This is a genomic window from Streptomyces sp. NPDC005761, assembly GCF_040630635.1.
Taxonomy (GTDB): domain Bacteria; phylum Actinomycetota; class Actinomycetes; order Streptomycetales; family Streptomycetaceae; genus Streptomyces.
The window spans coordinates 103,150-122,234 of sequence record NZ_JBEXXX010000022.1; the positions used below are offsets into that span (position 1 = coordinate 103,150).

A 19,085-nucleotide genomic window follows, 5' to 3' on the forward strand; every position below is an offset into this window, starting at 1 on the left:
TGGGGTGCCGGTCGGGACAGCACGCAGAAGCGTCGCTCTCAAGTCCCGACGAAACGTCATCCCCTACGGGGGACCGACCGGAGGAGGTGGGGCTGCGGTGGATCCAAGTCGACCGTGCAGTACCAACCGCTCTTCCGCTCGACACCTTTCTTCTGTGATCTGACGCCTTCTCGGTCAAAGCCTCCGGCATTTCGCACGACGGAAGAGCACTCCTTTTTTGCCTGTCTGTAGCGAACGCCGTCGTCGTGCCTCCGCGGTGCCGCCCGCTTTGCGGACGTGAGCCCACGTCCCCATTCCGGGCTGTTCCACGCCTGCGCAGACGGCCCTCCGTGAAGGAGCCAGCCATGTCGATGATCCGTGACCTGCGCGCTGTGGTGCGCCCGTCCCTGCGCAAGACCAACACCCTGCACAGCGGTTACGACACCACGCGCGACCCGTCCGCCTCCAGCGCGGTCGTCGACTGCGCGGTCTACCGCGACGGCCGCCGCATCGCCGAGGAGGACGGCACCTGCCGTACGCCGCACGAGGCGATGCTGCGCGTACGGGAGAAGGGCGGCTTCGCCTGGATCGGCCTCCACGAACCGACCGAGGAGGAGTTCGCCGGGATCGCCCGGGAGTTCGGGCTGCACCCGCTCGCGGTGGAGGACGCCGTCCACGCCCACCAGCGGCCGAAGCTGGAGCGGTACGACGACACCCTGTTCACCGTCTTCAAGACGATCCACTACGTCGAGCACGCCGAGCTGACCGCGACCAGCGAGGTCGTCGAGACCGGCGAGGTGATGTGCTTCACCGGCCGGGACTTCGTCATCACCGTGCGGCACGGCGGCCACGGCTCGCTCCGCGCGCTGCGCCACCGGTTGCAGGACGACCCCGAACTGCTCGCCAAGGGCCCTTCCGCGGTCCTGCACTCCATCGCCGACCATGTCGTCGACGGGTACATCGCGGTGGCGGAGGCGGTGCAGGACGACATCGACGAGGTCGAGATCGAGGTCTTCTCCACCCCGGACAAGGGCAGCCCGCGCGGTTCGGACGCCGGCCGGATCTACCAGCTGAAGCGCGAGGTGCTGGAGTTCAAGCGGGCCGTCTCCCCCCTGTTGCGCCCGATGCAGCTGCTCAGCGAGCGGCCGATGCGGCTGATCGACCCGGACATCCAGAAGTACTTCCGGGACGTCGCCGACCACCTGGTCCGGGTGCAGGAAGAGGTCATCGGCTTCGACGAACTGCTGAACTCGATCCTCCAGGCCAACCTGGCGCAGGCGACCGTCGCGCAGAACGAGGACATGCGCAAGATCACGTCCTGGGCGGCCATCATCGCCGTACCGACGATGATCTGCGGCGTCTACGGCATGAACTTCAAGCACATGCCGGAACTCCGCTGGACGTACGGCTACCCGATGGTGCTGGGCTTCATCGGTGTGGTCTGCTTCTCCATCCACCGCATGCTCAAGCGCAACGGCTGGCTCTGATCCCGGTGGGCGGGACCCTCTAAGCTCTGGCCCATGACTGCTGCTGACACGCTGCTCGGGCCGGCCCTCGTCGAGGAGGCCACCAAGAAGTCGGGCCTCATCTGGGTGCGCGGCACCGGTCCCGCGCGGGCGTTGTGGCATGTGTGGCACGAGGGAGCGGCGCATCTCGTCGGGGACGGCCCCGGCGAGCAGCCGCTCCCGGCCGGGCTCACCGACGGGGCCACCGCTGAGGTGACCGTCCGCAGCAAGGACAAGGGCGGCCGGCTCGTCGCCTGGTCGGCCTCGGTGGGGCAGCTGGCCCCGCACTCCGAGGAGTGGGAGGCCGCGGTCGCCGAGCTCAAGGGCAAACGGCTCAACGCACCGGACGCCGAGCAGATGCCCGAACGGTGGGCGCGCGAGTGCCGGATCCTCCGGCTGACACCGCTCGACTCCCGGACGGACCTGCCCGACACCTCGGGGGCGGCCGCTCCGCTGCCCACCACCGCGACCACACGGCTGCCGGTGCCGGCCGGGCTTCCGCGGCTGCTGAAGCGGTCGCTGCACAGGCCGTAGCTACGAGGAGGAGGACGACTTCGGCAGCTGCTGCCCGTAGTCGACCGTCTCGTCCTCCGCCGGGGCCGCCAGCGCGAAGTCCTTGCCCCAGTCGGCGAGCGTCACGACGCCCCCGCCGCCGCCGCGCGCGAAGCTCAGCGGGTACGGGGTGCCCTCCAGGGACACGTCGAGGGCGCCGCCCTCCCCCTGACCGCCCAGGATCCGGACGGTGCGCACCCCGCCGACCTTGTCGCGGTCGCCCTTGCCGACCTTGCCGTGCAGCGTGAGCATCCCGTCCAGCAGCACCTTCTTGTCCGTGAAGCCGCGCAGCTGCTTGTACGTGGGATCGTCCTCGGGGACCCTCACGTACTTGTCGTCCAGCTTGTCGGCGGCCGCGCCGCCCGCGTCGCCCGTCCGCCCGGCGCCCGACTTCTCGTCGTCGTGGTTCCAGAAGCCGGCGCCGGCCTTGAGATAGAGCTCGTCACCGATCCGCAGCAGCTCGAAGGTGCTGTTCTTCGAGGTGACGGAGCCGGCACCGCCCTTGTCCTTCAGTTTCATGTCGATCTTGTACGTGCCGCCCTTGCTCACCAGCGTGCCGGCCAGCCGGACCGCGTCGGCGGAGCCCGCCGCCGTCCGGGCCTTCTTCTCGATCTCCGGACCGGTCAGTCTGCCGATGCCGTTGGTCCCCTCGTCCGGATCCTCACCCGCGCACGCGGTCAGGCCCGCGGTCAGCCCGGCGCAGAGCACGAGGGCGAGGGTGGCGGTCCGGCGGCGAGCCCGGACGGGCGGGACGAAAGAGGTCACAGGCGCACTGCCTCTCATCTGCATGGCGGGGGTGGCAGACGGCAGCGTACCCGTGCGGCCTACGTCTTCCGGCAGAGAGCCTTACGGACGGCTCGCCGGGGCGCCACGGAGCGGCACGGGCTAGCCTGATCACGTCATAAGGGTGCAAGAGCTGTCGGAACAGACCGGATGCGTCAGAGCGTCGGCGGAACGAGGAGGCGCACGCATGGCCCCAGGCACGCCCCGCGTCTTCGTCTCGCACCTGTCCGGCGTACCCGTCTTCGATCCCAACGGCGATCAGGTGGGCCGGGTCCGCGACCTGGTCGCGATGCTCCGGGTCGGCGGCCGGCCGCCCCGGCTGCTCGGCATCGTCGTCGAGGTGGTGAGCCGGCGCCGGATCTTCCTCCCGATGACCCGGGTGACAGGAATCGAGTCGGGACAGGTCATCACCACCGGCGTGGTCAACATGCGGCGCTTCGAACAGCGGCCCACCGAACGCCTGGTGCTCGGCGAGTTCCTCGACCGGCGGGTCAGCCTGGTGGAGACCGGCGAGGAGGTCACCATCCTGGACGTGGCCATCCAGCAGCTCCCGGCCCGTCGCGACTGGGAGATCGACAAGTACTTCGTCCGCAAGGGCAGGGGCGGGGCGCTGCGCCGCAAGGGCGAGACCCTGACCGTCGAGTGGTCGGCGGTCAGCGGCTTCTCGCTGGAGGAGCACGGGCAGGGCGCGGAATCGCTCGTCGCCACGTTCGAGAAGCTGCGCCCCACCGATGTGGCCAACGCCCTGCACCACCTGTCTCCGAAGCGCAGGGCGGAGGTCGCCGCCGCCCTGGACGACGACCGGCTCGCCGACGTCCTGGAGGAGCTCCCCGAGGACGACCAGGTGGAGATCATCGGCAAGCTCAAGGAGGAGCGCGCCGCGGACGTCCTGGAGGCCATGGACCCCGATGACGCGGCCGACCTGCTCTCCGAGCTGCCCGAGGCGGACAAGGAGCGGCTGCTGACGCTGATGCGTCCGGACGACGCGGCCGACGTGCGGCGCCTCATGTCGTACGAGGAGCGGACCGCGGGCGGTCTGATGACCACCGAGCCGATCATCCTGCGTCCGGACGCGACGGTGGCCGACGCGCTCGCCCGGGTACGCCAGTCGGACCTCTCCCCCGCGCTCGCCGCGCAGGTGTACGTGTGCCGCTCGCCGGACGAGACGCCGACGGGCAAGTACCTGGGCACGGTGCACTTCCAGCGGCTGCTGCGCGACCCGCCGTTCACCCTGGTCAGCTCGATCGTCGACAGCGACCTCGTGGCGCTGCCCCCGGACACCCCGCTGTCGGTGGTGACGAGCTATCTGGCGGCGTACAACATGGTCTCGGTCCCCGTGGTCGACGAGAGCGGCTCGCTGCTGGGCGCGGTGACGGTCGACGACGTCCTGGACCACCTGCTGCCCGACGACTGGCGGGAGACCGACTTCCACGGCCGCGAGGGGGTGCCCGGTGACCGGTGAGGACCGCTCCAGGGCGTCGAACGGCTCGACGGCGCTGACCCGCGCCCCCCGGGCCCGGCTCGATCTGCCGAAGGCCCCGCGCCGGCGTCTGCTGCCGGAGTACGACCCCGAGGCGTTCGGCCGCTTCTCGGAGCGCATCGCGCGCTTCCTGGGCACCGGGCGGTTCATCGTCTGGATGACGCTGATCATCATCCTGTGGGTGGTGTGGAACATCTTCGCGCCCGAGCCGCTGCGGTTCGACGAGTACCCGTTCATCTTCCTGACCCTGATGCTCTCGCTCCAGGCCTCCTACGCGGCCCCGCTGATCCTGCTCGCGCAGAACCGGCAGGACGACCGCGACCGGGTCACCCACGAACAGGACCGCAAGCAGAACGAGCGCTCCATCGCCGACACCGAGTACCTGACCAGGGAGATCGCGGCCCTGCGGATGGGCCTCGGGGAGGTCGCCACCCGCGACTGGATCCGCTCCGAACTGGAGGACCTGGTGAAGGACCTGGACGACCGGCGGGTCCTGCGGTCCGCCGAGAGTGACGAAGACCGCTGACGGGGCTACCCACGCGTAGGACCGAGCGCCGTACCATCGTCCGTATGGCTACGGAAGACGCGGTGCTTGAGGCACTGGCGACAGTGAACGACCCGGAGATCCACCGCCCGATCACCGAGCTGGGCATGGTGAAATCGGTCGAGATCGATCCTGACGGTGTGGTCGCTGTCACGGTGTATCTCACCGTCTCCGGCTGCCCGATGCGCGAGACGATCACCAAGAACGTGACGGACGCGGTCGCCCGCGTCGAGGGAGTGTCCCGCGTCGAGGTCACGCTCGACGTCATGAGCGACGAGCAGCGCAAGGAGCTCGCGTCCTCGCTGCGCGGGGGCACGGCGGAGCGCGAGGTGCCGTTCGCCAAGCCCGGTTCGCTGACCAGGGTGTACGCGGTGGCCTCCGGCAAGGGCGGCGTCGGCAAGTCCTCGGTGACGGTGAACCTCGCGGCCGCGATGGCGGCCGACGGGCTCAAGGTCGGTGTCGTGGACGCGGACATCTACGGGCACAGCGTGCCTCGGATGCTCGGTGCGGACGGCAAGCCGACCCAGGTCGAGAACATGATCATGCCGCCCTCGTCGCACGGGGTGAAGGTCATCTCCATCGGCATGTTCACCCCGGGCAACGCCCCGGTGGTGTGGCGTGGCCCGATGCTGCACCGCGCACTCCAGCAGTTCCTCGCCGACGTGTACTGGGGCGACCTGGACGTCCTGCTGCTCGACCTGCCGCCGGGCACGGGCGACATCGCGATCTCCGTGGCGCAGCTGGTGCCGAACGCGGAGATCCTGGTCGTCACGACCCCGCAGCAGGCCGCGGCCGAGGTGGCCGAGCGGGCCGGCTCCATCGCCGTCCAGACCCACCAGAAGATCGTCGGCGTCGTCGAGAACATGTCGGGCATGCCGTGCCCGCACTGCGACGAGATGGTCGACGTGTTCGGCTCGGGCGGTGGCGCGCGGGTGGCCGAGGGGCTGACGAAGACCGTCGGCGCCGAGGTACCCGTACTGGGCTCCATCCCCATCGACGTACGGCTGCGCGAGGGCGGCGACGAGGGCAAGCCGGTCGTGCTGTCCGACCCCGACTCCCCGGCCGGCAAGGCCCTGCGCTCCATCGCGGACAAGCTGGGCGGCCGTCAGCGCGGCCTGTCCGGCATGTCCTTGGGCATCACCCCGCGCAACAAGTTCTGACCGCGGGCACGACGTGCAAGGTGCCGGGACCCGTCGGTCCCGGCACCTTGCGCGTCGCTGATGATCCCGTCGGCGACTACGCGTACGACGCGATGTCCTCGACGACCGAGAATCCGAGCCCGTACGCGCTCATGCCGCGTCCGTACGCCCCGATGTGCACGCCGTGCGCGGACCCCGCGAGCACCCAGCCGAATTCGGACTCGCGGTAGTGGAAGGGCACCGGCACGCCGTCGACCGGCAGCGACAGCGCCGACCAGGCGGGGCCCTCCAGGTCGTCGGCGAGCTCGAACGCCGTCTCCGTCTGCTGGTCCAGCCAGTCGTCGCGCAGGGTGTGGTCCAGCTGCGGGGGCCACGTGTAGGCGAGCAGGCCCGAGCCCGCCAGCCAGGCCGCGGAGGAGACCGTCGTCGCGTCCAGGACCCCCGTGCCGTCGCCGCTGCGCCGTACCGGGCTGCTGGCCACGGTCACGACCACCGCGAAGCGCTGCTTGTCCGCGCCGGCTTCGCCCCGTACCGATGGCTCGTCACCGTGACCGGTGGAGCCGTGCTGCACCGTGCCGTCCGCGGCGGTGCCCACCTGCATCAGCCAGCGGCGCCCGGTGAAGGCCTCGTCCAGTCCGTACCAGGGGAACGACGCCTGCAGATAGCCGTCGACCGTGAGCCGGGCCGCCGGCACCCCCTCCGCCGTGGCTGTGTCCGGCGCACCATCCGCGCCCACCCGACTCGTTGTCTCCATCTGCCCGGCCGCCTCCTCCGTCATCAAGGTCCGGAGCGGCCCGCCCCCCGCGGGCGTACTCACAACCGGACAGATGGAGAATAGCCATACCGTCCGGACGAGTCGGGATTGACGGGTGTCAGGTGGCGTCGGCGTCGAACGGCGGGGGGTCGGTCTTCGTGGGCTGCTCACGCTTCTTGAGCAGGTCGGGAGCGCCCGCCGAGCCGTTGGCCGCGGTGACCGTGGAAGCGCCCGACACGCCGCTCTTCGCCTCGACGGCGGAGGTCTCGCGCCCGTTCACCGCGTCGGTGACCTCGGCGACCTCCTTGCGCAGGTCGAAGCTCTCCCGGATCTCCTTCAGCCCCAGGTCGTCGTTGCCGTCCATGAGCTGCTTGCGGACGAACGTCTTGGGGTTGAGGTCCTCGAACTCGAAGTCCTTGAACTCCGGGCCGAGCTCCGTACGGATGTCTTCCTTGGCGCTCTCCGAGAACTCCCGGATCTTGCGGATGAAGCGCGAGGCGTCCTGGATGACCTTGGGGAGCTTGTCCGGTCCGAAGACGAGTACGCCGATGATGGCGAGCGCCACCAGCTCGAGTGGGCCTATGTCATTGAACACCTTGCGGCTCCTCGTGTTCTCCGCGACCAGGTCGGATGAGGTCTCGACCCGGCCCACGGTACCCGGCGAAACTGTCCGGGCGGTAGCTCCCCATGGCTGTCACGTGCCCGTCGCCGAGCCGAGTGTCAAAGACATGGACAGGTCTTTACCACCCCGGGTCAGCGTGAGCTCCAGCCGGTCACCCGGCCGGTGCGAGCGGATCTTCACTATCAGCTCCTCCCCGCTGTGCACCCGCCTGCCGTCCACTTCGGTGATGACGTCACCCGGCTGGATGCCCGCCTTCGCCCCCGGGCCTCCCGCGGTGACGGAGGACTTGCCGTCGGCTCCCCCGGACCCGACCTTGGCGCCGTCCCCCGTGTACTTCATGTCCAGACTCACGCCGATCACCGGGTGGGTGGCCTTCCCGGTGTTGATCAGTTCCTCGGCCACGCGCTTGCCCTGGTTGATCGGGATGGCGAAGCCGAGCCCGATGGAACCTGCCTGGCCGCCCTCCGTCGTCGAACCGCTGTCGGCGGCGCGGATGGCGCTGTTGATCCCGATCACGTGCGCGTCGGTGTCCACCAGCGGGCCGCCGGAGTTGCCCGGGTTGATCGGGGCGTCGGTCTGCAGCGCGTCGACGTAGCTGATGTCGCTGCCGTCACCCTTCTCGCCGCCCGCGGTGATCGGACGGTCCTTGGCGCTGATGATGCCGGACGTGACGGTGTTGGACAGGTCGAAGGGTGCGCCGATGGCCACCACCGGGTCTCCGACCTGCACGTTGTCGGAGTTGCCGAGGGGCAGGGGCTTCAGCCCGGAGACGCCGCTGACCTTGACCACGGCCAGGTCGTAGCCGCTGTCCTTGCCGATGATCTCGGCGCTCGCTGTCTCTCCGCCGCTGAACGTCACGGTGATCTCACCGGAGGAACCGGCCGGGGCCACCACGTGGTTGTTGGTCAGGATGTGGCCCCGGTCGTCCAGGACGAAGCCGGTGCCGGTGCCCGATTCGGCGGAGCCGCTGACGTGCAGCGTGACCACGCTGGGCAGGGCGCTCGCCGCTATGCCCGCGACGCTGTCGGGGGCGCGACCGCCGCCGTTCCTCTCGTCCTGGGGCAGTTCGACCGCGGTGAGGCCGCCGTTGCGCTCTATGTAGGCGCCGATGCCGCCACCGATACCGCCCGCCACCAGGGCGAGGAGCAGCGCGCCGACGAGGACCGGTCCGCGCCGGTTCCTCCGGCGGCCGTCGGGGCCGGGCGGCGGACCGGGCTGCGTGATGAGCGGCTGCCGGGGCGCGCCCCAGGGGTCGTACTGGAGCCACTGCGGCGAGGCGGGTCGGGGGTGCGGCGGGGAGTGCGGCGCCTGGGGCTGCGGGTGGGCGGCCTGCGGGTGCGGCGGCGGGGCCTGGAAGGCGGGCGCGGGGGCCGGGGCGGGCGGGAGCGTCATGCCGGAGCCGTTCGTCCCCGCGTAGGGCGGGGGCACGGGGGTGCCGTGCGCCGGGGTCGGGCGCTGCACCGGCGGTGCGGGCGCCCAGGGGCCGGGGCCGCCGTAGGGCGGGGTGCTGTACTGGTCGGGCTCATGGAGCGGCTGCGGGGCCTGCGGCGCGGCCTCGGTCGCCTGGTGCGCGGTCTCGGCTGTCCCGGGCTCGGCTGCGGCGGCCTCGTGCGGCGCGTCCTGCGGTGTCTCTCCTGCGGCCGGGGCGACGGCCGGGGGCCACGCGTCCTCGACGGGCGACGGCTCCTGGGACGCCGTGCGCGTGCCGCGCCCCGGCGTGGGCCGGCTCCACCACTTCGCCTTCGGCTCGGTGGTCTTCCCGTCGTCCATGTTCTCCCCGCAACTGCCGCGACCGGCCTCTGCGCGCCCGCACAGGGGCGCCCCTCCGGAAAATCCTGCCGGAATTCAACCAGGTTTACGGATGACCTGCGCAGTCCCGTACGGACACCGTCATCAGTGACGGGGCGAAAGGGGCAGGCCGTGCTGGGCGGTGGCCGCCGCTCCGGCGGCCGTGGTCGGGGTCCGGGACGGGTCCGCGGAGGGCGCCGGGGAGATTCCGCTGCCGAGGGTCCGGGCGACCAGCGGATTGCTCGCGTCGGGACGTATCAGCGACGGCGCGGACACGGTGGTCTGCACGGGAAGCGCGAACGGATTCCCGTCGAGACCGCCGCTGCCGAGGAGGGAGGGCGCCGCGGAGAACGTCAGCGGCGCGGCGTTCACCGCGAGCGAGAACGGGTGGTCGGCGCCGGCCGCGGCGAGCGTGCCGTGGCTGCCGCCGCCGCGACGGCTGACGGCACCGCTCTGGGCGCGGGCGTCGGCGTCGAGCGGGGCGACGGTGCTGCCAGGGCCCTCGGCGCGCGTGGGGATCTCGGTCGCGGAGTCCGTCGGCAGGGCGCCGCCGAGTGCGATGGCGGCGAGCGAGACGGCACTGGCGGCGGCGAAGGCGAACCGGCGTCCGCGCCAGGGCGAGCGGTCGCCCTCACGGCCGACCTCGTGGATCCGGAAGACGGAACCGGCCTGTGCGGCGGGCATCACCGCGGTCGAACCGTGCAGCGCCGGGAGGTAGCCGAAGGTGGACGGCAGGGAGCCGTCCGACGGTGATTCCGCCCGGCTGCCGGAGGGACGCATCACGGGAAACACGCCGTCCCCGAAGCGTCCCGGGTCACCGGGTCTTCCCCAGGTGTCGTCGTCACCACCCGGTCCGCCGGGAAGGCCCTGGAGCCTGGCAAGGAACCCCTCGGAGGGTGAGGGCGGGGCCGACTGCGCGAAGACACTCTTCAGACGCCGCTGGGCGGCAGCCTCGGCCTTGCACTTGGCGCAGGTCGCGAGGTGGGCGAGCACCCGGTCGCGGGCGTCGTGCTTCAGCTCGCCGTCGACAAGCGCGGCGAGGCGGTCCCCCAGGTGTTGTTCCGCGGAGGTCGGACCTGTGCCACTCACGCCGTGCCTCCCTCCCCTGACACGAGGGCGCCCGCCAGCGACCGCTGCTCGGCACGGGCCTCGGGCGAGCGGTGCTGCAGCGCCTTGCGCAGGTGCGAGCGCCCGCGGTGGATACGGCTGCGCACGGTGCCGAGCTTCACGCCGAGTGTCGCGGCGATCTCCTCGTACGAAAGACCCTCGATGTCGCACAGCACGACCGCGGCCCGGAATTCGGGCGCGAGGGTGTCCAGCGCCTGCTGGACGTCCGCGTCGAAGTGGGTGTCGTTGAAGACCTGCTGGGGCGACGGCTCGCGGCTCGGAAGCCGCTCCGCCGCGTCGTCCCCGAGGGAGTCGAAGCGGATGCGCTGCTTGCGACGGACCATGTCCAGGAACAGATTGGTCGTGATGCGGTGCAGCCAGCCCTCGAAGGTGCCCGGCGTGTACGTCGACAGCGAACGGAACACCCGGACGAAGACCTCCTGGGTGAGGTCCTCGGCGTCGTGCTGGTTACCCGTCAGGCGATAGGCAAGGCGGTAGACACGACCGCTGTGCGTGCTGACGATCTCTTCCCATGAGGGCGGCGTCCACGCCTGGGATTCCGCATCCGAGGCGAACGTCGCGGTCGTTGCGGAGTCGTTGGAAGAACGGTCAGCAATGTTGGTCACGGATTTCGGCTCACCCGCCGACCTGAGAAAGCGCCTCAGCACTCCTCCCCGATCCACAGGCGCAGCCGCACCTCCCCTGTCGGCTCTGGTGGTGTCCAGTGGAGCCCCTACCATAGCCACCTCGCCCGTTAGCTCCGGATAAGCCTTTTTCCTGCTGGGGCCGGGGGTCTCCCCGGGAATCGCCTGCCTGCCGGTCCCGGGCCCGGTCTGCGGGCCCGATCCACGTGCTTTCCCCTGTCCTTCCTTAACGCCCGGTCCCATCTGCGGGTTCCCGGGTGCAGCGGATACAGTCACCGTTGCGCCAACTACGGGGACAGGAGAGGGTCATCACCGCCAACCGGCAGACGAGCTGGGCGTTCGCCGACGCCTTTGTCGCCGAGGACGAAGCACTGCGCTGGGCCCGGGACCGGGCACGGGACGCGGGACTCCGCTCGGTGTCACCAGGCACCGGCGCAGCGCTGCGCCTGCTGGCTGCCACGACGGACGCCAAAGCGGTGGCCGAGATCGGCACCGGCACCGGCGTGTCCGGCCTCTATCTGCTGCAGGGCATGCGTCCCGACGGGGTGCTGACCACGGTCGACCCGGAACCCGAGCGCCAGCAGTTCGCCCGTGAGGCGTTCCGCGCGGCCGGCTTCGCCGCCAATCGCGCCCGCTTCATCCCCGGCCGCGCCCTCGACGTGCTCCCCCGGCTGGCGGACGGCGGTTACGACCTCGTGTTCTGCGACGGCGACCGGTTGGAGAGCCTGGACTGTCTCGCTGAATCGTTGCGCCTGCTGCGGCCCGGCGGCCTGGTCTGCTTCGAGGGTGTCTTCGCGGACGGCCGTACGGTCGACTCGGCCGCCCAGCCCGCCGAGGTACTGCGCCTGCGTGAGCTGCTGCGCGCGGTCCGCGAGAGCCAGGAGCTGATGGCGACGCTGCTCCCGGTGGGAGACGGCCTCCTCTGCGCGGTGCGCCGGGGCTGAGCCTCGCCCGCACCGCACCCGGAACGCACCACTGCCCCGGCACGTTTCCCGTGCCGGGGCAGTGGTGAAGTGTGGGCGTCTCTGCTCAGCCGACGACCTTCTTGAGGGCATCGCCGAGGGCATCGGCCTCGTCCGGAGTCAGCTCCACGACAAGCCGACCGCCGCCTTCGAGCGGAACGCGCATGACGATGCCCCGCCCCTCCTTTGTCACCTCGAGCGGGCCGTCGCCCGTCCGCGGCTTCATGGCCGCCATGCTCGTTCCCCTTCCTGAAACCAGCTCATCGCAACCGGCGGCCCCATGACAGGCGCTGCCTCACCGGCATCGAACACATTGCTTCCAGGCCATTATCCCGCATCACAGACCCCGATGACCAACATCGCTCTGCATCGCTTGCGCAACGCGCTCTCTCAAAACCACCCAATTCGGCGATCGGACTGCGATACTCCGTCCCCTCGCACCCCTCATCGCGGCGGAATCGTTAGACACAGGTCACATGCCGACTCTCGCCGAAGTCGGCCATGCTTGCCTGGACAGGCAGGTTGACGAGGCGCAAAGGGGACCGCACATGGCCGATCACGACGACTCCGTGCTCTACGAAGTGAGCGACGGGCTCGCGACGATCACGATCAACCGTCCGGACGCGATGAACGCCATGAACACCGCGGCCAAGGTGGCGCTGCGTGACGCCCTGCGGTCGGCCGGGGCCGACACCGCCGTGCGGGCGGTTCTGCTCACCGCGGCCGGCGGGCGCGCCTTCTGTGTCGGCCAGGACCTCAAGGAGCACCTCTCCAAGCTGTCCGAGGTCCGCGCGTCGGGCGGCGGCAACGCGCTCAGCACGGTGCAGGAGCACTACAACCCCATCGTGCGGGCACTCACGGAGATGCCGAAGCCGGTGGTCGCCGGGGTCAACGGGGCCGCGGCCGGCGCGGGCTTCGGTTTCGCACTCGCCTGCGACTACCGGGTCGCCGCCGACACCGCCTCCTTCAACACCTCGTTCGCCAAGGTCGCCCTCACGGCCGACTCGGGTGTGTCCTGGACACTCCCCCGACTGATCGGGCAGAGCCGCGCCGCCGACCTGCTGCTCTTCCCGCGCTCCATCTCCGCCAAGGAGGCCCACGAGCTGGGCATCGTGAACAGGCTCGTCCCCGCCGCCGATCTCGCCGCCGAGGCCGCCGCGGTGGCCCGTGCCCTGGCGGACGGCCCGACGGTGGCGTACGCCGCGCTCAAGGAGTCCCTCGCCTACGGTGCCGGTCACACCCTGGGTGAGGCGCTGGAGAAGGAGGACGAACTCCAGACGAGGGCGGGCGCGTCGCAGGACCACGGCATCGCGGTACAGGCGTTCCTCGACAAGGAGACGCCGAAGTATCTCGGGCGGTAGTCCGGCTCCGGGCTACGCGGCGGAGCCACCGCCGCGGGCCACGCAGTCGGCCAGGTGATCGTCGACCAGTCCGCACGCCTGCATCAGGGCGTAGGCCGTGGTCGGACCGATGAACCGCAGCCCGCGCTTCTTCAGGTCCTTCGACAGGGCCGTGGACTCCGCGGTGACCGCCGCCACGTCCCCGAGGACGCGCGGGGCCGGGCGGCTCGCCGGATCGGGGGCGTACGACCAGATCAGTTCGTCCAGCTCGCCGTCCTGCCAGCCGGCCAGCACCTGGGCGTTGGCGAGAGTGGCGTCGATCTTCGCCCGGTTGCGGATGATGCCCGCGTCGGCGAGGAGCCGCTCCCGGTCCGCGTCGGTGAACGCCGCCACCTTCGGAATGCTGAACCCGGCGAACGCGTCGCGGAAGCCCTCACGGCGCCGCAGGATCGTCAGCCAGGAGAGCCCGGACTGGAACGCCTCCAGGCACAGCCGTTCGAAGAGGGCGTCGTCGCCGTGGACCGGGCGTCCCCATTCGGTGTCGTGGTAGATCAGGTAGTCCTCGGTGGACAGGCCCCACGGGCAGCGCAGTCCGCCGTCCGCCGCCGCTTCGGCGCCGCCGCTCATCGTCCGGTCTCCTCGTCCGGGCGCGGATCCTCGTCCTGCGACTCCGGTGCCTCCCAGGGCGCGTGGGGACGGTCCTCGGGCCGCTTCAGGAGATCGGGACGGCCGGCCCTCGTGGCCTCGGCACCGGCGAGCGCCGACTCCAGCTCCGCGATGCGGGCGTCCCGCTCGGCAAGCTCGGCACCGAGACGGCCCAGCGCGTCGTCCACATCGGCCATCCGGTAGCCGCGCGCGGCGACCGGCAGCCGGAGCGCCTCGACATCCGCCCGGCCGACCGGGCGCGTCGCGGGCAGCGGATCCGTCAGCTGCTCGGGCGCCACGTCCTGCAGGATGGCACTCTTCCCTCCGCCGACCACCGCGAGGGTGACCGCGGCAACCACCACCACCATCGCGAGCAGCAAGAACCAGAACACGCGTATCTCCCCGGGAGCTGAATTCGTCCGGGTCCGATCGTGCCATGCGGTACTGACAGTTAGGGTCTCAGTCGGCTCCGGTGGGCGAACCGCTGGGCGTATTCATAGGGAGAGACACGGGATGCGAAGCGGTGCGCTCAGGCTGGGGCGGCGCGAATTCGGTGCGCACGAGCCGGTGATCATGGCGATCGTGAACCGCACCCCGGACTCGTTCTACGACCAGGGCGCCACGTTCCACGACGAGCCCGCCCTCTCCCGGGTCGAGCAGGCGGTGGCCGACGGCGCCGCGATCATCGACATCGGCGGGGTGAAGGCGGGCCCCGGCGAGGAGGTCACCGCCGAGGAGGAGGCCCGTCGCACCGTCGGGTTCGTCGCCGAGGTGCGGCGCCGCCACCCGGACGTGGTGATCAGCGTCGACACCTGGCGTCACGACGTCGGGGAGGCCGTCTGCGAGGCCGGGGCCGACCTGCTGAACGACGCGTGGGGCGGGGTCGACCCGAAGCTGGCGGAGGTGGCCGCACGGTACGGGGCCGGCCTGGTCTGCACGCACGCGGGCGGTGCCGAGCCGCGGACCAGGCCGCACCGGGCCGGGTACGAGGACGTGATGGCCGACATCCTGCGGGTGACCGTGGGGCTGGCCGAGCGGGCCGTGGAGCTGGGGGTCCGGCCGGACGGCATCATGATCGACCCCGGTCATGACTTCGGGAAGAACACCCGGCACTCGCTGGAGGCGACGCGCCGGCTCGGCGAGATGGCGGGGACGGGGTGGCCGGTGCTGGTCTCGCTCTCCAACAAGGACTTCGTCGGCGAGACGCTCGACCGGCCGGTCAAGGAACGGCTGCTCGGCACCCTGGCGACGACCGCGGTGTCCGCTTGGCTGGGGGCGCGGGTGTACCGGGTGCACGAGGTGGCCGAGACGCGGGACGTCCTGGACATGGTGGCGTCCATCGCGGGGCACCGCGCGCCTGCCGTGGCGCGGCGGGGGCTGGCGTAGGGGCGCGGGGGTCGGCGTAGAGGCGCGAGGGCCGGGGACGGGGCGGGGGCCGGCCGCGCCTGCGGCGGACCTGTTCCCCTGCCCGCCCCTCCCCGTGGCCGGGTCTCGCCCCGGACCCCGCTCCTCGGACGCCGCAGCGGCCGCTCCCTACCGCCCGACCTCCTTCGTCACCAGGCCGACCGCCTCCTCCACGTCGTCCGTGACGTGGAACAGCAGCAGGTCCTTCGACGACGCCTTGCCCTGGGCCACGACCGTCTCGCGCAGCCAGTCCACCAGGCCGCCCCAGTACTCCGTACCGAACAGCACGATCGGGAAACGCGTGACCTTGCCCGTCTGGACCAGGGTGAGGGCCTCGAAGAGCTCGTCCAGGGTGCCGAGGCCCCCCGGCAGGACGACGAAGCCCTGGGCGTACTTCACGAACATCGTCTTGCGGACGAAGAAGTAGCGGAAGTTGACGCCGATGTCGACATGCGGGTTGAGGCCCGACTCGAAGGGCAGCTCGATGCCGAGGCCGACCGAGACGCCCTTCGCCTCCCGCGCGCCCCGGTTCGCCGCCTCCATCGCTCCCGGGCCGCCCCCGGTGATCACCGCGAAGCCCGCCTCGACGAGCGCCCTGCCGATGCGCACACCCGCCTCGTACTCCGGCGAACCGGCCGGTGTGCGGGCGGATCCGAAGACGCTGATGGCGCTCGGCAGTTCGGCGAGTGCGCCGAAGCCCTCGACGAACTCCGACTGGATGCGCATGACCCGCCACGGGTCGGTGTGCACCCATTCGGAGTCGCCCTCGGAGTCCAGCAGCCGCTGATCGGTCGTGCCGGGCTGCACCTGGTCCCTGCGGCGCAGCACCGGGCCGAGACGTTGTTCCTCGGGCCTGACCGCTCCCTCGGGGATCTCCGCGCCCTCAGGGATCCTTGCGTCCTCCGGATTGCCCATGACCTGCTCCCTACGCCGACGTCGGAACCGCCCTGCGGCGCTCCGTCTCAGGCCAGCGTAGATCCCCGCAGGTTACGGACGAGGGAACGGCCGAGGTCAGGTCGTGAGCCAGGAGCGGAGCCGGTCCTCGCAGTGGGTGATCCGTTCGACCTTCACGTGCTCGTTGCGCTTGTGGGCGAGGATCGGGTCGCCGGGGCCGTAGTTCACGGCGGGGACGCCGAGGGAGCCGAAGCGCGCCACGTCCGTCCAGCCGAACTTGGGCCGGGCGGTGCCGCCGACGGCCTCCATGAAGGCCTTGGCCGCCGGGTGGGACAGGCCGGGCATGGCCGCGCCGGTGTGGTCGTCGACGGTGAACTCGGCGACCCCGCAGTCGGCGAACACCTCGCGGACGTGGGCCACGGCCTCGTCGGGGCCGAGGTCCGGGGCGTAGCGGTAGTTGACGACGACCGTGCAGGCGTCGGGGATGACGTTGTTGGCGACGCCGCCCTCGATCCGTACGGCGTTGAGTCCTTCGTGGTACTCCAGTCCGTCGATCACCGGCTTGCGCGGTTCGTAGGCGGCGAGCCTGTCGAGGACGGGGGCGGCCGCGTGGATGGCGTTGGACCCCATCCAGCTGCGGGCGGAGTGGGCCCGCTCGCCCTCCATGCGCAGGAAGACGCGCAGCGTGCCCTGGCAGCCGCCCTCCACCTCTCCGTCGGAACCCTCCAGGAGGACGGCGAAGTCGGCCGTCAGCCAGTCGGGGTGGGCGGCGGCGACGTGTCCGAGGCCGTTGAGGTCGGCGGCGACCTCTTCGTTGTCGTAGAAGACGAAGGTGAGGTCGCGATTGGGCTCGGGCACGGTGGCCGCGATCCTCAGCTGCACGGCGACGCCCGACTTCATGTCGGAGCTCCCGCAGCCCCAGAGCAGGCCGTCCTCGTCGAGCCTGGAGGGCACGTTGTCGGCGATCGGGACGGTGTCGATGTGCCCCGCCAGCACGACGCGCTCGCCGCGGCCCAGGTTCGTCCTGGCCACGACGTTGTTGCCGTGCCGGTCGACGGTCAGGTGCGGAAGCGTCCGCAGCGCCGACTCGATGGCATCGGCGAGGTCCTTCTCCTCCCCGCTGACCGAGGGGAAGTCGACGAGCCATGCGGTGAGCGCGGGCCCGTCCAGTGTGAGGTCAAGCGTGCTTTCGGCCATGGCTACGACCCTAGTCCCTCGCGTACGGTGGCCCCGTGCCCCGGACCGTTGCCCCTGCCCGCCGACACACCGCCCGCAGCCGCCGTCTGCGCATCACGGCGGCCTTCGCCGTGCTCCTGGCGGTGGCCGGGTATCTGACCGTGCAGTACGTGACGGGCGGCAAGGGCTCCGATCAGTGCACCGTGCGGTCGGCCGACGGTTCGGCGGGCGAGGACCGCACGTACCGGCTGAGCCCGGAGCAGGCGGCGAACGCCGCGACGATCTCCGCGGTCGGCACCACGCGCGGCATGCCGGAACGCGCGGTGACGATCGCACTGGCGACGGCGCTGCAGGAATCCGGCCTGCGCAACATCGAGCACGGTGACCGCGACTCGCTCGGTCTCTTCCAGCAGCGCCCCTCGCAGGGCTGGGGCACCGAGAAGCAGATCCTGGACCCGGTCTACTCGGCCGGGAAGTTCTACGAGCACCTGGCCGAGGTGCCCGGTTACTCGCGGCTGCCGCTCACCGTGGCCGCCCAGCGGGTCCAGCGCAGCGGCTTCCCGCAGGCCTACGCGAAGCACGAGCCGGATGCCGCGCTGCTGGCCGCCGCACTGACCGGCCGGGCACCGGCGGCGCTGAACTGCGATCCGCCGCGGACCACTGTCGTGGCGGGCGGGACGGCGAAGGTCCGGGCCGCGCTGGTGCACTCCTTCGGCAAGGACGTGCTGCCCTCCGACCAGCAGGCGGACGGCTCGGACACCGGGACTCCGGCCGCCGGTGCGGCGGCGGGCACGCTCTCGGTGCCGGTACAGGCGACCCGCAGGGCGGGGCAGGACGGTGCTCCGCAGCGCGGCTGGGAGCTCGCGCACTGGGCGGTCGCGCAGTCCGAGGCGCTCGGCATCGAGCAGGTCGCGTACGCCGGCAAGAAGTGGGACTCCGGGGCGGGCTGGCGGACGGAGCGTAAGGAATCGGGCACCACGGCGGTCCGCATACGTCTCGTGCAGTAGTACGAGACGTCACCCGTGCAGGGGGTGCACACCTTCTCGGCGCGGGCCCCGGACAGCGCTCCGCAAGCCACCTTCCGTCCGCGCCCGTCCCCTTGCGGGCAAAGGGAAGTGACGGTTCGGCGGGTGGCCGTGGAATGCATTGTTTGCCCGGGTTCCTCCATTGCGGATTATGTGACGCATTACCCGATCTTTACCTCGACACACCGCAACCTCCCCCTCCCCCACGGCGGTTGTCATGGCGTCCGACCCACGGACACCAGTGATTTCCCACCCCGTCGAAGGAGCATCATGTCCCTCCCCCTGACCCGCCGGATCGCCCGTACCGCGCTGCTGATCGCGGCGGGTGCGGCCCCCGTGGTCGGTGCGGCCGGTGTCGCAGGTGCCGCGGAGCTCCCGCAGGCCCCGGAGCTCGGCGGTCTCACCACCGTCGAGGGCGCCGGACTCGGCCAGGCCGTCGACGCGGCCCAGCCGGCCACCGACACCGCGGGCAAGGCCGGCGGCAAGGTCGTCGGGACCACCCTGCCGGTGGCGGCCAAGACCCTCGGTGAGACGGGCGCCAAGGCCGCGCCCGCGGCGAAGGGCGTCAGCAAGACCGCCAAGGGCGGCGCGAGCGACACCCTCGGCGACGCGGCCGGCGCCGTGACCAAGGGCGGCCTGCCCACCCAGGGCCTGCCGATCGGCTGATCCGCGGCACACCCGCACACGGACGCGCGAGGGCCTCGGGCCGGGCTGGTCGACCAGGAGTACGACGACCGCGTCC

21 protein-coding genes are annotated in these 19,085 nt (G+C 71.3%); 10 read left to right on the top strand and 11 right to left on the bottom strand.

The features are described 5' to 3' along the window. The first annotated feature begins 344 nt into the window (after positions 1-344). Positions 345-1,466, top strand: coding sequence for a magnesium and cobalt transport protein CorA (locus ABZ434_RS21030; protein ID WP_359138824.1), 1,122 nt, complete (start codon positions 345-347; stop codon positions 1,464-1,466). 33 nt (positions 1,467-1,499) lie between these two features. Then, on the top strand, positions 1,500-2,018 hold the full coding sequence (locus ABZ434_RS21035) for a hypothetical protein (RefSeq protein ID WP_359138827.1): 519 nt from the start codon (positions 1,500-1,502) through the stop codon (positions 2,016-2,018). On the opposite strand, the gene ABZ434_RS21040 is transcribed toward ABZ434_RS21035, so the two are convergent. Continuing rightward, complete coding sequence (locus ABZ434_RS21040) at positions 2,019-2,801, bottom strand: hypothetical protein (RefSeq protein WP_359138830.1); 783 nt, start codon at positions 2,799-2,801, stop codon at positions 2,019-2,021. It lies immediately after the preceding gene. Between the two features lie 205 nt (positions 2,802-3,006). On the opposite strand from ABZ434_RS21040, the gene ABZ434_RS21045 reads away from it, so the two are divergent. The 3 genes from ABZ434_RS21045 to ABZ434_RS21055 are packed head-to-tail and all read left to right on the top strand — an operon-like array spanning position 3,007 to position 6,003. Next, a complete protein-coding gene (locus ABZ434_RS21045) occupies positions 3,007-4,281 on the top strand; it encodes a CBS domain-containing protein (RefSeq protein ID WP_359138833.1) in 1,275 nt (424 codons plus the stop codon). Further along, positions 4,271-4,825: a DUF1003 domain-containing protein gene (locus ABZ434_RS21050; protein WP_359138836.1), complete on the top strand. Its 555-nt coding sequence runs from the start codon at positions 4,271-4,273 to the stop codon at positions 4,823-4,825. The genes ABZ434_RS21045 and ABZ434_RS21050 overlap by 11 nt, the downstream gene beginning before the upstream one ends. A gap of 44 nt (positions 4,826-4,869) precedes the next feature. Next, positions 4,870-6,003, top strand: a complete 1,134-nt coding sequence (locus ABZ434_RS21055) for an Mrp/NBP35 family ATP-binding protein (RefSeq protein ID WP_359138839.1) — start codon at positions 4,870-4,872, stop codon at positions 6,001-6,003. Between the two features lie 76 nt (positions 6,004-6,079). On the opposite strand, the gene ABZ434_RS21060 is transcribed toward ABZ434_RS21055, so the two are convergent. The 5 genes from ABZ434_RS21060 to sigE all read right to left on the bottom strand — a co-directional run bounded on the left by ABZ434_RS21060 (position 6,080) and on the right by sigE (position 10,993). Further along, positions 6,080-6,736 (bottom strand): hypothetical protein, encoded by a 657-nt coding sequence (locus ABZ434_RS21060; protein WP_359138842.1) that lies wholly within the window; start codon positions 6,734-6,736, stop codon positions 6,080-6,082. 118 nt (positions 6,737-6,854) lie between these two features. Then, complete coding sequence (locus ABZ434_RS21065; RefSeq protein ID WP_359138845.1) at positions 6,855-7,331, bottom strand: sec-independent translocase; 477 nt, start codon at positions 7,329-7,331, stop codon at positions 6,855-6,857. 99 nt (positions 7,332-7,430) lie between these two features. After that, a complete protein-coding gene (locus ABZ434_RS21070) occupies positions 7,431-9,128 on the bottom strand; it encodes a trypsin-like peptidase domain-containing protein (RefSeq protein WP_359138846.1) in 1,698 nt (565 codons plus the stop codon). A 123-nt stretch (positions 9,129-9,251) separates the two neighbouring features. Further along, a complete protein-coding gene (locus tag ABZ434_RS21075) occupies positions 9,252-10,235 on the bottom strand; it encodes a zf-HC2 domain-containing protein (protein ID WP_359138849.1) in 984 nt (327 codons plus the stop codon). Beyond that, positions 10,232-10,993, bottom strand: coding sequence for an RNA polymerase sigma factor SigE (gene sigE, locus ABZ434_RS21080; protein ID WP_359138852.1), 762 nt, complete (start codon positions 10,991-10,993; stop codon positions 10,232-10,234). The genes ABZ434_RS21075 and sigE overlap by 4 nt, the downstream gene beginning before the upstream one ends. Before the next feature lie 182 nt (positions 10,994-11,175). Here sigE and ABZ434_RS21085 point away from each other — a divergent pair, with 182 nt between their 5' ends. Then, positions 11,176-11,841: an O-methyltransferase gene (locus tag ABZ434_RS21085; protein WP_359138900.1), complete on the top strand. Its 666-nt coding sequence runs from the start codon at positions 11,176-11,178 to the stop codon at positions 11,839-11,841. Between the two features lie 85 nt (positions 11,842-11,926). On the opposite strand, the gene ABZ434_RS21090 is transcribed toward ABZ434_RS21085, so the two are convergent. Then, positions 11,927-12,094: a DUF3117 domain-containing protein gene (locus ABZ434_RS21090; protein WP_003966491.1), complete on the bottom strand. Its 168-nt coding sequence runs from the start codon at positions 12,092-12,094 to the stop codon at positions 11,927-11,929. Positions 12,095-12,407: 313 nt separating this feature from the next. Between ABZ434_RS21090 and ABZ434_RS21095 the strand changes: the two genes are divergently transcribed. Continuing rightward, entirely contained in the window at positions 12,408-13,220 is an 813-nt protein-coding gene (locus ABZ434_RS21095; protein WP_359138855.1) for an enoyl-CoA hydratase-related protein, read from the top strand. A 12-nt stretch (positions 13,221-13,232) separates the two neighbouring features. Here the strand turns inward: ABZ434_RS21095 and ABZ434_RS21100 are convergent, their stop codons facing one another. Continuing rightward, positions 13,233-13,826 carry a DNA-3-methyladenine glycosylase I gene (locus ABZ434_RS21100; RefSeq protein ID WP_359138858.1) on the bottom strand — a complete coding sequence of 198 codons (594 nt, stop codon included), beginning with the start codon at positions 13,824-13,826 and terminating at the stop codon, positions 13,233-13,235. Next, positions 13,823-14,236 (bottom strand): hypothetical protein, encoded by a 414-nt coding sequence (locus ABZ434_RS21105; protein ID WP_359138861.1) that lies wholly within the window; start codon positions 14,234-14,236, stop codon positions 13,823-13,825. Before ABZ434_RS21105 ends, ABZ434_RS21100 begins: the two co-directional genes overlap by 4 nt. Before the next feature lie 121 nt (positions 14,237-14,357). On the opposite strand from ABZ434_RS21105, the gene folP reads away from it, so the two are divergent. Continuing rightward, positions 14,358-15,230, top strand: coding sequence for a dihydropteroate synthase (gene folP / locus ABZ434_RS21110; RefSeq protein ID WP_359138864.1), 873 nt, complete (start codon positions 14,358-14,360; stop codon positions 15,228-15,230). A 147-nt stretch (positions 15,231-15,377) separates the two neighbouring features. Here folP and ABZ434_RS21115 read toward each other — a convergent pair whose 3' ends face one another. Together ABZ434_RS21115 and dapE are read right to left on the bottom strand one after the other, a co-directional pair. Further along, positions 15,378-16,163 (bottom strand): TIGR00730 family Rossman fold protein, encoded by a 786-nt coding sequence (locus ABZ434_RS21115; RefSeq protein WP_359138868.1) that lies wholly within the window; start codon positions 16,161-16,163, stop codon positions 15,378-15,380. 96 nt (positions 16,164-16,259) lie between these two features. Beyond that, a complete protein-coding gene (gene dapE / locus ABZ434_RS21120; RefSeq protein WP_359138875.1) occupies positions 16,260-17,339 on the bottom strand; it encodes a succinyl-diaminopimelate desuccinylase in 1,080 nt (359 codons plus the stop codon). 35 nt (positions 17,340-17,374) lie between these two features. Between dapE and ABZ434_RS21125 the strand changes: the two genes are divergently transcribed. Next, positions 17,375-18,325 carry a hypothetical protein gene (locus ABZ434_RS21125; RefSeq protein WP_359138878.1) on the top strand — a complete coding sequence of 317 codons (951 nt, stop codon included), beginning with the start codon at positions 17,375-17,377 and terminating at the stop codon, positions 18,323-18,325. A gap of 288 nt (positions 18,326-18,613) precedes the next feature. Continuing rightward, complete coding sequence (locus ABZ434_RS21130) at positions 18,614-19,009, top strand: ATP-binding protein (protein ID WP_359138881.1); 396 nt, start codon at positions 18,614-18,616, stop codon at positions 19,007-19,009. Positions 19,010-19,085: the final 76 nt, after the last annotated feature.